General features: G+C 69.5%; 15 protein-coding genes. 5 read left to right on the top strand and 10 right to left on the bottom strand.

Annotated features, from left to right (window positions below; genetic code table 11):
- Nucleotides 1-18 precede the first annotated feature (18 nt).
- Entirely contained in the window at nt 19-1416 is a 1398-nt protein-coding gene (cysS, locus tag ABT130_RS01465) for a cysteine--tRNA ligase (protein ID WP_350911257.1), read from the bottom strand.
- Nucleotides 1417-1609: 193 nt separating this feature from the next.
- On the opposite strand from cysS, the gene ABT130_RS01460 reads away from it, so the two are divergent.
- Both ABT130_RS01460 and ABT130_RS01455 read left to right on the top strand, forming a co-directional pair.
- Nucleotides 1610-2902 (top strand): hypothetical protein, encoded by a 1293-nt coding sequence (locus ABT130_RS01460; RefSeq protein WP_350951888.1) that lies wholly within the window; start codon nt 1610-1612, stop codon nt 2900-2902.
- A gap of 76 nt (nt 2903-2978) precedes the next feature.
- Nucleotides 2979-4175 carry a fumarylacetoacetate hydrolase family protein gene (locus ABT130_RS01455; RefSeq protein WP_350951886.1) on the top strand — a complete coding sequence of 399 codons (1197 nt, stop codon included), beginning with the start codon at nt 2979-2981 and terminating at the stop codon, nt 4173-4175.
- Nucleotides 4176-4199: 24 nt separating this feature from the next.
- Here the strand turns inward: ABT130_RS01455 and ABT130_RS01450 are convergent, their stop codons facing one another.
- From ABT130_RS01450 to ABT130_RS01435, 4 genes are all read right to left on the bottom strand, one after another.
- On the bottom strand, nt 4200-4466 hold the full coding sequence (locus ABT130_RS01450; RefSeq protein ID WP_350911251.1) for a GlsB/YeaQ/YmgE family stress response membrane protein: 267 nt from the start codon (nt 4464-4466) through the stop codon (nt 4200-4202).
- 92 nt (nt 4467-4558) lie between these two features.
- Nucleotides 4559-4825, bottom strand: coding sequence for a GlsB/YeaQ/YmgE family stress response membrane protein (locus tag ABT130_RS01445; RefSeq protein ID WP_350951884.1), 267 nt, complete (start codon nt 4823-4825; stop codon nt 4559-4561).
- A gap of 187 nt (nt 4826-5012) precedes the next feature.
- Nucleotides 5013-5471, bottom strand: coding sequence for a 2-C-methyl-D-erythritol 2,4-cyclodiphosphate synthase (gene ispF, locus ABT130_RS01440; protein WP_350951882.1), 459 nt, complete (start codon nt 5469-5471; stop codon nt 5013-5015).
- Nucleotides 5472-5488: 17 nt separating this feature from the next.
- A complete protein-coding gene (locus ABT130_RS01435; protein ID WP_030924410.1) occupies nt 5489-5971 on the bottom strand; it encodes a CarD family transcriptional regulator in 483 nt (160 codons plus the stop codon).
- Nucleotides 5972-6232: 261 nt separating this feature from the next.
- Here ABT130_RS01435 and ABT130_RS01430 point away from each other — a divergent pair, with 261 nt between their 5' ends.
- The gene (locus tag ABT130_RS01430; RefSeq protein ID WP_350951880.1) at nt 6233-6814 is read left to right on the top strand and encodes a copper chaperone PCu(A)C domain-containing protein; all 582 of its coding nucleotides are present in this window, start codon (nt 6233-6235) and stop codon (nt 6812-6814) included.
- A gap of 188 nt (nt 6815-7002) precedes the next feature.
- Here the strand turns inward: ABT130_RS01430 and ABT130_RS01425 are convergent, their stop codons facing one another.
- Together ABT130_RS01425 and ABT130_RS01420 are read right to left on the bottom strand one after the other, a co-directional pair.
- Nucleotides 7003-7692: a response regulator gene (locus tag ABT130_RS01425; protein ID WP_343968494.1), complete on the bottom strand. Its 690-nt coding sequence runs from the start codon at nt 7690-7692 to the stop codon at nt 7003-7005.
- The gene (locus ABT130_RS01420; RefSeq protein WP_350911960.1) at nt 7689-8873 is read right to left on the bottom strand and encodes a sensor histidine kinase; all 1185 of its coding nucleotides are present in this window, start codon (nt 8871-8873) and stop codon (nt 7689-7691) included. The genes ABT130_RS01425 and ABT130_RS01420 overlap by 4 nt, the downstream gene beginning before the upstream one ends.
- 158 nt (nt 8874-9031) lie before the next feature.
- Here ABT130_RS01420 and phoU point away from each other — a divergent pair, with 158 nt between their 5' ends.
- The gene (phoU, locus tag ABT130_RS01415; protein WP_350911244.1) at nt 9032-9691 is read left to right on the top strand and encodes a phosphate signaling complex protein PhoU; all 660 of its coding nucleotides are present in this window, start codon (nt 9032-9034) and stop codon (nt 9689-9691) included.
- Between the two features lie 92 nt (nt 9692-9783).
- Here the strand turns inward: phoU and ABT130_RS01410 are convergent, their stop codons facing one another.
- The 3 genes from ABT130_RS01410 to mshA are packed head-to-tail and all read right to left on the bottom strand — an operon-like array spanning nt 9784 to nt 12347.
- The gene (locus ABT130_RS01410) at nt 9784-10527 is read right to left on the bottom strand and encodes a phosphoglyceromutase (RefSeq protein ID WP_350951878.1); all 744 of its coding nucleotides are present in this window, start codon (nt 10525-10527) and stop codon (nt 9784-9786) included.
- Between the two features lie 34 nt (nt 10528-10561).
- The gene (locus tag ABT130_RS01405) at nt 10562-11041 is read right to left on the bottom strand and encodes a type III secretion system chaperone family protein (protein ID WP_350911240.1); all 480 of its coding nucleotides are present in this window, start codon (nt 11039-11041) and stop codon (nt 10562-10564) included.
- A 22-nt stretch (nt 11042-11063) separates the two neighbouring features.
- A complete protein-coding gene (gene mshA, locus ABT130_RS01400; RefSeq protein ID WP_350951876.1) occupies nt 11064-12347 on the bottom strand; it encodes a D-inositol-3-phosphate glycosyltransferase in 1284 nt (427 codons plus the stop codon).
- Between the two features lie 98 nt (nt 12348-12445).
- Here mshA and ABT130_RS01395 point away from each other — a divergent pair, with 98 nt between their 5' ends.
- The gene (locus ABT130_RS01395; RefSeq protein WP_350951874.1) at nt 12446-13183 is read left to right on the top strand and encodes an SDR family oxidoreductase; all 738 of its coding nucleotides are present in this window, start codon (nt 12446-12448) and stop codon (nt 13181-13183) included.
- Nucleotide 13184: the final 1 nt, after the last annotated feature.

Here is a 13184-nt window from a genome sequence, read left to right as displayed (position 1 = left end):
ATAGCGTACGGCCTGGTTTTACCGCGAGAGTTCCCAGCGAGTGCCCTGGGGGGTGTCCTCGACGTGGATCCCGGCCCGGGAAAGCTGGTCACGGATGCCGTCGGCCGCCGAGAAGTCCCTGCGTGCCCGCGCCGCCTGCCGCTGCTCCAGGGCGACGGCGACCAGCGCGTCGACGGTCGCCCGCATGCCGGTCTCGCCGCCCGTGGAGCGCCACTGCTCCGAGCGCGGGTCGAGGCCGAGGACGTCGAGCATGTTCTGCGTCTCGGCGAGCAGCCTGGCGACCTGCTCCTTGTTGCCCTGGGCCAGCGCGACGTTGCCCTCGCGGACCACCTCGTGCACCACGGCGAGCGCCTGGGGAGTGCCCAGGTCGTCGTCGAGAGCCTCGGAGAAGGCCACCGGGAGCGGCGCGTGCGCGTCGACGTCGTGGATGACCTCGGCCGCGCGGGTGACGAAGCCCTCGATGCGCTGGTAGGCCGTGGCGGCCTCGAAGAGCGCCTCCTCGGAGTATTCGATCGAGGAACGGTAGTGCGGGGCCGCCAGGTAGTAGCGGAGCTCGACCGGGCGGACCTTCTTGGTGACCTCGGGGATCAGCAGGGAGTTGCCGAGCGACTTGCTCATCTTCTCCGCGCCGATCTTGAGCATGCCGTTGTGCATCCAGTAGCGGGCGAAGCCGTCGCCGGCCGCCTGGGACTGGGTCAGCTCGTTCTCGTGGTGCGGGAAGATCAGGTCGACGCCACCACCGTGGATGTCGAAGGTCGAACCGAGATACTTCGTCGCCATGGCCGAGCACTCCAGGTGCCAGCCGGGGCGGCCTCGGCCCCACGGGGTCGGCCAGGTCGGCTCGCCGGGCTTCTCGCCCTTCCAGAGCGCGAAGTCACGCGGGTCGCGCTTGCAGGAGTCGGTCTCGGTGTCACCCGCGGCCCGCATGTTCTGAAGCTTCTGGTTGGAGAGCGATCCGTACCGGTCGGCGTAGGACATGACGTCGAAGTAGACGTCGCCACCGGAGGCATAGGCGTGACCGGCGGCGATCAGCCGGTCCATCAGCTCGATCATCTCGGGCACATGGCCGGTGGCCCGTGGCTCGACGGTCGGGGGCAGGCAACCCAGCACCTCGTAGGCCCAGGTGAAGGCCCTCTGGTTACGCTCGGCGACGGCGAACCACGGCACGTTCTCCACCGCCGCGACCCTGATGATCTTGTCATCGATGTCGGTGACGTTGCGGCAGAAGGTCACCTCGTAGCCCGACCTGATCATCCAGCGGCGGAGCACGTCGAAGTTGACGCCCGAGCGGATGTGCCCGATGTGCGGGGGAGCCTGCACGGTGGCACCACACAGGTAGATCGAGGCCCGGCCGGGTTCAACCGGGACGAATTCGCGGACGGTGCGTACGCTGGTGTCGTATAGCTGCAGGCTCACGAGGGCAAGGCTAATACCTCACCTCCCCTCACAAGCCAGGTTGCGGGACGTTGAAGACACCCACTAGAGGATTTTCTGACCATTAGCGGCGAATGTCCCCCAGCCAGCCCGTGAAAGAGCACCGGGTAGAAGACATACCCGGAAGCGATACGGACGATCATGCCGGGTGTCGATTCTGTAGGCTCGAAGAGCCATGGACGCCAAATCCCCCGCGGCGGCAGACCCGCTCTCCCGCCCGTCCCCGCCCCTGACCGCCGCCGCCGAACCGAGCAGGACGGTCCTCGCCCTGCGCCGTGCCGGGATCGCCGTCGCCGGAGTCGGCGTGGCCGCCCTCACCGCCGCGGCCTGCGTGCTCTCCTTCGAGGACCTGCGCGCCCTCGCCCTGACGGGCAGGGCGCCCGCCGACCTCGCGTATCTCTACCCCGCCGCCTTCGACGCACTGCTCGTCGTCACGATGATCGGTGTGCTGCTGCTGAGGGGCGGGTGGTGGCCGGTGCGGCTGCAGGCGGGGGTGGTCCTGACGCTGCTGTTCGCCGGCGCGGCCGCCGCCGAGGTGGCCACCGCCATGCGGATGGCGGTGGACGAGCAACGGGCGGCCGTCGCGGTCGCCGTCGCCCCCTGGGTGATGCTGATCCTGGCCCTCTGGCTCTGGCTCCTGCTGATCAAGCACGCCGCCGCCAGGCGTGCCGCGACCGACGCGAGCCTGGCCGGTCGGCTCGCCTCTGAGCACGACATCGTGCCGTTCCCCGAGGCGGGCCGGCCGCCCTCGGAGCATCCGGGCGCGCCGGACCGCGAGGAGCGCCGGCAGTGGCCTGGCCACCCCGGGCAGTTGGTGCACCACCCCGCGGCCGAGATCATGCTCGATCCGCACGCCGCCCCTCCGCTGGAGACGGTCCCGCACCACGATCTCCCTGCGGGAGAGCCTGTGGTCGGCCCCACCGCGGCGCCGGAGACCCCCGAGGTCGCCGACCTTCCGCAGGGCCCCCCGCCCCCGCGGAGGGCCGCGGCTCCCCGGCAGGGAAAGCCGATGCGCTGGGGTGACCTGGTCCGGCCCCGCCAGGGCGATCTGCTCGTCCACCCGCCCCGTCCCGGCCTGCGAGCGACCGAGGAGGAGCCGGGAGGCGAGAGCAGGGTCAGCGAGCGGGTGGAGACCTGGGACACCGACGCCGGCCTCCCCCGGGAGCGGGAGGCCCGGACGAGCGAGGCCGACACGGACGAGGTGAGCGAGCGCGACGCCGACACCCAGCCGATCCTCGCCGTGAAGGATCGGGCGGCGAACGTCACGCCCGGCGGGACGGCGACGGAGGTCACCGAGGCGGCAGCGAAAGCGGATGCCGCGGGCAGGAGAGCGGGCGGCTCGCCCGACCCCGCGCACGGCGCCGAGGCCGCCGAGAGCGGGGAGGAGGCCCAGGCAAGCCAGGGGGACGGCACCGCGGCTCCTCCCTCCGGGCGGATGCGCAGCACGCCCGTCCCGCCCGGCGAGTGAGGGACGAAAGCTTGACCACGCCCGTATGACCCCCTGACCGGATCCGGGGAACGAAGCCGGCGTGACGAAGTGCTGGGTGAAGGCCTCAGATGACAGCGGCTTTCCGGTGCGGAACCTGCCCTTCGGGGTTTTCTCGCGCCGCGGCGAGTTCCCCCGTGTCGGCGTGGCGATCAGCGACCAGGTACTGGATCTGGGCCTGCTGGCGGGGACCGGGGTGCTGAAGGGCTCCCCCTGGTTCGCCTCCGGCACCCTCAACGCGTTTCTGTCCGCGGGACCGCGGATCTGGCAGGAGGTCAGGGAGCGGTTGATCCATCTGCTCACCGAGCCGTCATGCCGTCCGGCGGTGATGCCCGCGCTCATCCCGATGGTCGAGGTGCTGATGCACCTGCCGTTCCACGTGGCGGACCTGATCCGCTTCCAGTCGTCCATCGAGCACGAGACGAACCTGGGCCGGATGTTCCGGCCGCCCGGCGATCCGCTGCCGCGCAACTGGCCGCGGATGCCCATCGGACAGTACGGCAGGGCGTCGAGCGTGGTGGTCTCCGGCACTCCGGTCGTGCGCCCGTCGGGTCAGCTCCGGGGCCTGGGAGGAGCCGACCCGGTATTCGGGCCGTCCACTCGGCTGGATTTCTCCGCCGAGATCGGCTACGTGGTCGGCGTCCCCTCAACCCCGCCGCACGCGCTGGGAACCCAGGCGTTCGAGGACCACGTCTTCGGGGTGGTGGTGGTCAACAGCTGGCGGGCCCAGGACATCATCGCCTGGGAGAGCACGCCGCTTGGGCCGTTTCTCGGACGGTTCGCCACCTCGATCTCTCCGTGGGTGGTCCCGCTCGCGGCGCTGGAGCCGACCCGGGTGGTGCCACCCGCCCAGGACCCACCTCCGCCGCCCTATCTGCTGGCCAGGCGGCAGTGGGGCCTGAACCTCACCCTGCGGGTCGAGTTGAACGGCCGGCTCCTGTCGGAACCGCCGTTCGCCACCCAGTATTGGACCGGCCCGCAGCTATTCGCTCACACGGGTGTGAGCGGCGCCCCGCTGCGGACCGGCGATCTGCTCACCTCCGGGCCGGTGTCAGGATCGGCCAGAAGCCAGTTCGGCACGTTGCTCGAACTGACCTGGAACGGCCGAGACCCGCTCGGCATGCCGGACGGAACCGAACGGGTCTTCCTGGAGGACGGCGACATCGTGCGCGTCACCGCGAGCACCTCCGGCCCGGAGGGGGGTCAGCTGAACCTCGGCGAGGTCACCGGAGTGGTCCGCCCCGCCGTCCGCTAGACGCTGTCCACCAGAGGCCGTTCGTCAGACCCTGGAGCGCTTGAGACCGGCGACCAGGCCGACACCGACGATGGCCAGACCCACCTGCATGACGAGTTCGATCCAGTCGATCCCGTCCGTGGTGGCGACGCCGAGAACCTGGGCGATGGCGGTGCCGACGAGCGCCGCGACAATGCCGACGACGATGGTCAGAATCCATCCGATCGCCTGCCTACCGGGAAGCAGCAGACGACCGATGGCACCGATGACAGCGCCGATGACGATTGCTCCAAGAATGGACTCAATAGTCATTTCAACCTCCCAGTGAGGGTGAGATCTTCACTCTCACAGGGAGGTGGCTACCCCCTACGCCATGGATATTCCTGTAAACGGCAAAAATTCGGTCAGTGCGACTTTCTCGCCTGCACCTGAACGACGAGGAGCACTCCGATCACGGCGAGCGCGAGTTGGATGATGTGCTCCCACCAATTGATCCCCCGCGTGTTGGTCAGGCCGACCGATGCGGCGATGGCGGTGCCGATAAGCGCCGCGATGATGCCGACGATGAGCGTCAGGCCGATGCTCAGGTTCTGGCGCCCGGGAAGAATGAGGCGTGCCAGCGCGCCGATGATGGCGCCGATGATGATTGCGGAGACAATCGATCCGATCATGTCCGGCTCCCCCTGTCACGAGACACAGTCATCAGGGAGTTACCCAGCGCATTCATAGATCATCCCAAAAAGGGGTGGCCCGTACCGCGCCAGGAAACGGGCCACCGCCTCGATGTGGACTGACGGGCATTCCGCGCCGCCCGCCGGAACGTTTCCACGTTCCGCATGAGAAGACGTCCGGCAACCGCTAAAGGTTCACCACGATCGCGGTCGCGATGGCCGCGACGCCCTCGCCTCGGCCGGTGAGGCCCAGCCCGTCGGTCGTGGTGGCGCTGATGCTCACGGGGGCGCCCACGGCCGCGCTGAGGGCCTTCTCGGCCTCGACGCGGCGGGGGGCCATCTTGGGCCGGTTACCGATCACCTGGACGGCCACGTTGCCGATCTCGAAGCCCGCGGCCCGCACCTGGCGAGCGGTCTCCTCCAGCAGGGCGGCACCCGAGGCACCGGCCCAGCGGGGATCGGACGTGCCAAACAGGCCCCCGAGGTCGCCGAGACCGGCCGCGGACAGCAGAGCGTCACAGGCCGCGTGAGCCGCGGCATCACCGTCGGAGTGCCCGGCCAGGCCGGTCTCCCCAGGCCAGTGCAGGCCGGCGAGATGGAGCTCGCGGCCGGAAGCGAACGGGTGGACGTCGACGCCGACGCCCACCCGTGGAAATGTCTTGTTCAGGAGTTGAGAACCTCGTCCAGCAGGGCCTCGGCCTTGTCCTCATTGGTCTTTTCCGCGAGCGCGAGCTCGCTGACGAGGATCTGCCTGGCCTTGGCCAGCATTCGCTTCTCTCCCGCGGAAAGTCCGCGTTCCCTGTCTCGTCGCCACAGGTCGCGAACGACCTCGGCGACCTTGTTGACATCACCGGACGCCAACTTCTCAAGGTTCGCCTTGTAGCGGCGGGACCAGTTCGTGGGCTCTTCGGTGTGAGGCATTCGAAGCACGTCGAAAACGCGCTCAAGGCCCTCTTGTCCGACTACGTCGCGAACACCCACGAGTTCGGCGTTGTCAGCCGGCACCTGGACGGTAAGGTCGCCCTTGTCGACCTTAAGAACCAGGTAGGTCCTTTCCTCACCTTTGATGGTCCGGGTCGTGATCGCCTCGATCCGAGCAGCCCCATGGTGGGGGTAGACGACAGTGTCGCCGACCTGGAAAGTCATGTGACAAGTACCCCTTCCGCTGTACTCAAGAGTACCACGTATCCACAGCCTCCCGGAACAGTGAAATCACCATAACTGCAGGTCAAAGCCGCGTCTTATGACTTGACAAGTGCTCAAGTGTGTGAATCAAGGGGGCAAAAAGCACTTATGACCTGCGTTCCCCACCTCCGAATGATCAGGCAGGGCGAGGCGGAAGCCGGTAAACGTCGCCGATAGGGTTGGCCTTGCCCTACCTCATGTGTGACAAGGAGAACTCGCACCGTGACCCGCAACAGCCGTCACCGGGCGATCGCCGCCGCCGCGTTCCTCGCAGCCGCCCTGACTCTGGCCGGCTGTGGCGCCGGATCCGACGCGATCACCAACAAGCCCTACTCGCCGACCGAGGCCCTGTCGATCAAGACAAAGGGCATCGACATCTCCCAGGCCTTCTTCCTCGGCCCCGACTCCGGCGGGACGCTACCGGCTGGGACGGCCACGCCGCTCTACCTGTCCCTGGTCAACACCAACGGCCCCGACCAGCTCGTCGGCCTCGGCGTCGACCCGGCCCTCGGCACGGCGAAGGTGAGCGCGCCTGTACCGCTCCCCCAGAACCAGCGGGTGAACGTCGGCAAGCCGACACCCACGATCCTGATCGAAGGGCTGAAGAAGCCCCTCAGGGGCGGCGAGTCCATCCCGGTGCAGCTGCAGTTCGCCAACGCGGGGGTCGTGCAGCTCACGATCCCGGTCATCACCCGCAGCCGCGAGTTCACCGCCTACCCGCAGGTTCCCGGCGCCTCCGCGGCTCCCACGCCGACCCCCACCCCCTCCGCCTCCACCGAGGACGGGCAGGGGCACGGCCACTGACCACTCCCGGCGGCCTCACCATGCGGAAGGCCGCCGGGCGACCACGACTCCCGGTAGATCCGAATCCCCGGGAGCCGGTCATCGGGTGAGGCCCGGCCCCCGGTGACCGCCTCCGGACACGCCGAGGGGCCGTACGGCGCGGGCACGCCGTACGACCCCTCGGACCGTCCGGAGGCGCGTGCGAAGGCTCAGGCCTCCGCGGGGTCGAACTTGTAGCCCAGGCCCCGGACCGTGAGGATGCAGCGCGGGTTGGACGGGTCGGACTCGACCTTGGCCCGTAGCCGCTTGACGTGCACGTCCAGGGTCTTGGTGTCGCCCACGTAGTCGGCACCCCAGACCCGGTCGATGAGCTGGCCCCGGGTGAGCACCCGCCCGGCGTTGCGCAGCAGCACCTCCAGCAGCTCGAACTCCTTCAGGGGCAGCTGCACCGGCTCGCCCCGCACGGCGACGATGTGGCGGTCCACGTCCATCCGGACCGGGCCGGCGGCCAGCACCGCCGACTCCAGCTCCTCCACATCGCCCTGGCGGCGCAGCACCGCGCGGATGCGGGCCACCAGTTCTCTGGAGGAGAAGGGCTTGGTGACGTAGTCGTCGGCGCCGAGCTCCAGCCCGACCACCTTGTCGATCTCGCTGTCCTTGGCGGTGAGCATGATGACGGGCACGTTGGAGCGCTGGCGGAGCGAGCGGCAGACCTCCGTCCCCGGCAGGCCGGGGAGCATCAGATCGAGCAGCACCAGGTCGGCGCCGTTCCGGTCGAAGGTCTCCAGCGCCTCCGGCCCGGTGGTGGCCACGGCCACCTCGAAGCCCTCCTTGCGCAGCATGTATGACAGAGCGTCGGAGAACGACTCTTCGTCCTCGACGACAAGCACGCGAGTCACTGCGCGGCCTCCAGGGGGATCGTGGTGGTAGCTGGTACTGCCACCGCCATGCCGCCGAAGGCGGGCAGGCGGAGGGTGAAGGTGGAGCCTGAGCCTTCCTTGCTCCACACCGTGACCGCCCCGTTGTGGGCGGCGGCCACGTGCTTGACGATGGCCAGGCCGAGGCCCGTGCCACCGGTCGCTCGCGAGCGTGCCGCGTCGACGCGGAAGAACCGCTCGAAAATTCGCTCCTGGGCGCTCTCGGGGATGCCGATGCCCTGGTCGCTCACGCTGATCTCGACGTATTCGGTGTTGGGGCCCGCCCCGCGGGCACTGACCACGACCCGGGTGTGCTCGGGGCTGTAGGCGACCGCGTTGTCGATGAGGTTGCGCAGGGCGGTGACGAGAAGTTCGTCGTCGCCCCATATCCGCAGGCCCTCGACGCCGCCGGAGACGAGGGTGATGTCCTTGGCCGCCGCGGTGGTGTTACAGCGGTCGATGGCCTCGTGCACCGCCTCGTCGATCAGCACCGGGCCCGGAGTGGGAATGGGCTCGGCGCCCTGGATGCGGGAGAGGGTGATCAGGTCCTGGACGAGGTAGGTGAGCCGGGCCGCCTCATGCTGCATACGCCCGGCGAAGCGGGTGACCGCCTCGGGGTCGTCGGCGGCGTCCTGGATGGTCTCGGCCAGCAACGACATCGCGCCCACCGGCGTCTTGAGCTCGTGGCTCACGTTGGCCACGAAGTCGCGGCGGACCGCTTCGACGCGGCGGTGCTCGGTCTGGTCCTCGGCGAGGACCAGCACCTGACCGTAGGAGCCGAGCGGGGCGACCCGCACCGCGAAGTTGGTCGACTCCTGGCCGAACTTGTGGCCGGCCACCTCGATCTCGCTCTCGCGGATCTCGCCGTCCCTGCGTACCTTCCTGGCCAGCGCGAGCAGCTCGGCCGCCATCAGGTGCTCGCCCTTGACCAGGCCGAACGCGCGCGCCGCCGAACTGGCGCGCAGTACCCGGTCCTCCTTGTCGAGCACGACCGCCGAGGACGGCAGCACGGCCAGCACCGAGGCGACCCCGTGCGGGAGCGCGCCGGGCTCGACGTCGTCCACCGGTGTCATCCCGCCACGCCGTCCGTGGCTCTGCTGGCGGACGACCATCACGGCCAGCGCTCCCACGACGAAGCCGGCCAGCGCGGCCAGGCTCGCCATCAGCTCACTCACGTGGTCCTCCCGTAGGCTTCACGTTTTCGATGGTAGGTGGGGGTTTCCATGTTGGGGACGGCCCGGGGGTGGTGACAGCGGCCTTTCCCGCAAAGTTCACTTTGCGGTCGAGGTTCGTTCACCGGCCCCCTCATACGGTGAGTTCCATGCGCGACGCCTATCACGAAGAACTCGACGCCCTCACCGAACGGCTGGTCGAGATGACCCGGCTCGTGAGGTCGGCGATATCGCGGGCCACCACAGCCCTCCTGGACGCGGACCTTCATCTCGCCGAGAGCGTCATCTCCCAGGACGAGGAGGTCGACCGGATCTTCGCGGAGATCGAGGCCACGATCTTCGACCTGATGGCCAGGCAGCAGCCGGTGGCCGTGGATCTCAGAATGATCATCGCGGCGCTGCGGATGGGCACCGACCTGGAGCGGATGGGCGACCTCGCCGAGCATGTGGCCAAGGTCGCCAGGCTGCGCCATCCCGACTCCGCGATCCCGCCGGAGATCCGTGCCACCATCCTGGAGATGGGCCAGATCGCCGAGCGCCTCATCACCAAGACCGGCAGCTGCATCGCCTCGCGCGACGTGGAGTCCGCCCTGGAGCTGGAGGCCGACGACGACGCGATGGACAGGCTGCACCGCAGACTGTTCAAGGTCCTGATGGCCCCCGACTGGAAGTACGGCGTCGAGCCGGCCATCGACGTGACGCTGATCGGCCGCTACTACGAGCGCTATGCCGACCACGCGGTCCGTGTCGCGCACGACGTGGTCTATCTGGTGACGGGTTCCCGGCCGCAGGACACCAGCGCCCTCTGACTCCCCCGTCGATCTCCTCAGCCCCTCGGAACGTCAGGAGGGCCCGCCGGATCCGGCGGGCCCTCCTGGTGTTCCTGCGGATGAGGCCGGGGCTACTTGCCCTGGTTGGCCACCGCCTCGATGGCGGCCTCGGCGGCGGTGGGGTCGAGGTACCGGCCGCCCTTGGTGACGGGGTGGAAGTCCGCGTCCAGCTCGTACTGGAGCGGGATGCCGGTGGGGATGTTGAGCCCGGCGATCTCGTCGTCGCCGATCCCGTCCAGGTGCTTGACCAGCGCCCGGAGCGAGTTGCCGTGCGCGACGACCAGCACGCTCCTACCGGCCGCGAGGTCGGGCACGATCTGGTCGTACCAGTAGGGCAGCATGCGCTCGACGACGTCCTTGAGGCACTCGGTCCTGGGCAGCAGCTCGCTCGGCAGCAGCGCGTAGCGGGGGTCGCCGGACTGGGAGAACTCGTCGTCGTCGGCGATCGCGGGCGGCGGGACGTCATAGGAGCGACGCCAGAGCATGAACTGCTCGTCTCCGAACTCGGCCCGCGTCTGCGCCTTGTCCTTGCCCTGCAGGGCGCCGTAGTGGCGCTCGTTGAGCCGCCAGGACCGGGAGACCGGCAGCCAGAGCAGGTCGGCGGCGCCCAGCGCGAGGTTGGCCGTCTGGATCGCCCTGGTCAGCAGCGAGGTGTGCACCACGTCGGGTCGCACCCCGGCGTCGAGCAGCAGCCTTCCTCCGCGCCGTGCCTCTTCCTCGCCCTTGGCCGAGAGTCCCGCGTCCACCCATCCGGTGAACAGACCCTTGGCGTTCCATTCACTCTCACCGTGCCGGAGCAGCACCAAAGTCGACATACCGACAAGCTTAGTGGGCGTCCCCCGGTGCCCCTCAGCGCTCGGGATCGGCGAAGCGGGCGAATGCCTGGAGGTTGGCGAGCGACTCACCGCGCTTGGCACGCCACTCCCACTCGCGCCGGATCGAGGTGGCGAAACCCAGCTCCAGGGCGCGGTCGAACCCCTCGTCGGAGTAGGTGAGCACGCACCCGAGAAGGCGGTCGATCTCCTCTTCGGTGATCGCCCCCAACGGGGCCCGGCCCACGAGGTAGACGTCACCGATCGGGTCGAGGGCGAAGTGCACCCCGTACATGGAGCCGTTCTTGGTGAGCAGCCAGCGGTAGAACTCGGCGTGGTTCTCGTCCGGCCGGCGGCAGAAGAACGCCTCCACGTGCAGGGCCTGGTCGCCGACGATCAGCCAGGTCATGGTGGCCAGCTTGTGCTGGCCGGGGAGCTTCGCCAGGAAGGCCCCCGGCCTGGGCTGCTCGTAGGAGACGTCCGCGCTCTTCAGCGCCGCCTCGATCACTTCGCGCATGGGCCCAGCCTACGAGCGGGTCTCATGAACTGACCGCGATGGGGACCCGGTGCAGGTTCGCCATCGCCCCGGCGTAGACATCCGCCAGCCTGGCCGCGGTGGCCGACCAGCCGAAGGCCGCCGCGTGGGCCACCGCGGCCGCGGACAGCGCCTCCCGCCAGGCGGGGGCGTACACGAAGCGGCCGAGCACCCGCGCCCAGTCGTGGGGGTCGTGCCCCTCGACGAGCACCCCGGAGACGCCGTCGCGCACCGCGGTGCGCAGCCCGCCCACGGACGCGGCGGCCACGGGGGTGCCGCATGCCTGGGACTCCAGGGCCACCAGGCCGAACGACTCGTTGTGCGAGGGGACGACCGTCACATCGGCCGCGCGGTACCAGTCGGCCAGCTCGTGCTGGGGCGCCGGTGGAACGATCCTGACCACGTCGGAGATCCCCAGCGAGGCGGCCACGTCGGTGAGGTACGAGGGCCTGGCCAGGCCGTTGCCGCTGGGGCCGCCGACGCAGACGACGACCAGTCTCGACCTGAGCGAGGGATCTTCGAGGAGCATCCTGGCCGCGGCGCGCAGCAGCACGTCCGGGGCCTTCAGCGGCTGCACGCGGCCCACGAAGAGCAGCACGTGGGCATCCTGCGGCAGCCCGAGCCTGTGCCGGGCCGCGCCTTTGGAGGCGGGCTGGAAGACCCTGAGGCTCACGCCGGGGTTGACCACCTCGACCCTGGCGGGGGCCGCCCCGTACAGCTCGACGAGATCACTGGCCTCGGCGGGGGTGTTGGCCACCAGGCGGTCGGCGACGTCCACGACCTGCTGTTCGCCCAGTACCCGGGCCGTCGGTTCGGGCTTGTCGTCCTCGGCCAGCAGGAGGTTCTTCACCTTGGCCATGGTGTGCATGGTGTGCACCAGCGGCAGGCCCCAGCGATCCTTGGCCAGCCAGCCCACCTGGCCGGAGAGCCAGTAGTGGGAGTGGATGACGTCGTAGCGGCCCGGCTCGTACATGGCCTCGGCCCGCAGCACGCCCGACAGGAAGGCGCAGAGCTGGCCTGGCAGGTCGCCCTTGTCGAGCTCCTCATACGGTCCGGCGGTGACGTGGCGGACCGAGACGCCCGGGACGATCTCCGCGACCGGTGGCAGGTCCCGGGATGTCTGCCGGGTGAAGATCTCCACCTCCACCCCGAGTTCGGCCAGGCGTTTGGCCACCTCGACGATATAGACGTTCATACCGCCCGCGTCCCCGGTTCCCGGCTGGTCCAGGGGGGACGTGTGCATGCTGATCGTCGCGACTCGGTTGACCCGCCGTCGCCTCACCGACACCACCTCCGAGTGGGCTCAACCACCTGAGAATCCGCAACATTCCCGACACATCACCGCAGAAGGGTCCGTGTGGGGTGGTCCTGGCAGGATGGAGGGTTATGAAGAGGACAGCTGTGGTGACAGGGGCCAGCAGTGGGATCGGCGAGGCGACGGCCCGCCGGCTGGCCGCGGAGGGCTTCGACGTGGTGGCCGCGGCACGGCGCCGGGAGCGGCTGGAGGCGCTGGCCGCCGAGGTGCCCGGCATCCGCGCTGTCACCCTGGACGTGACGTCGCAGGAGTCGGTGGACGAGCTGGCCTCCTCGCTCGACCGCTGTGACGTGCTGATCAACAACGCCGGTGGCGCGATCGGCCTGGAGCCCGTGGCGAGCGGGGACATCGCGGACTGGCAGCGGATGTACGACGTCAACGTGCTCGGCACGCTCCGCGTCACCCAGGCACTGCTGCCCCGGCTGATCGAGTCCGGCGACGGCGTGCTGCTGATGCTGACCTCGGTGGCCGGGCTCGTCTCGTACGAGGGCGGCGGCGGCTACAACGCGGCCAAGCACGCGCAGACCTCGATGACCGAGGTGCTCAGGCTGGAGCTGGTCGGCCAGCCGGTCAGGGTCGTCGAGATCGCCCCCGGGCTGGTCCATACCGAGGAGTTCTCGCTGAACCGCTTCCGCGGCGACTCCGCCGCCGCCGACGAGGTCTACCGGGGCGTGCCCGGCCCGCTCACCGCCGACGACGTGGCCGACGCCATCGCCTGGTGCGTGACCCGGCCGGCCCACGTGAACATCGACCGCCTCGTCATGCGCCCCCGGGCCCAGGCCGCCCAGCACAAGCTCCACCGCGTCTGAA

The sequence above is a fragment of the Streptosporangium sp. NPDC001681 genome (genome assembly GCF_040298085.1).
Lineage (GTDB): Bacteria > Actinomycetota > Actinomycetes > Streptosporangiales > Streptosporangiaceae > Streptosporangium.
The sequence above is the reverse complement of the archived record's forward strand: the minus strand, read 5'-3'. Positions and strand labels throughout refer to the sequence as shown.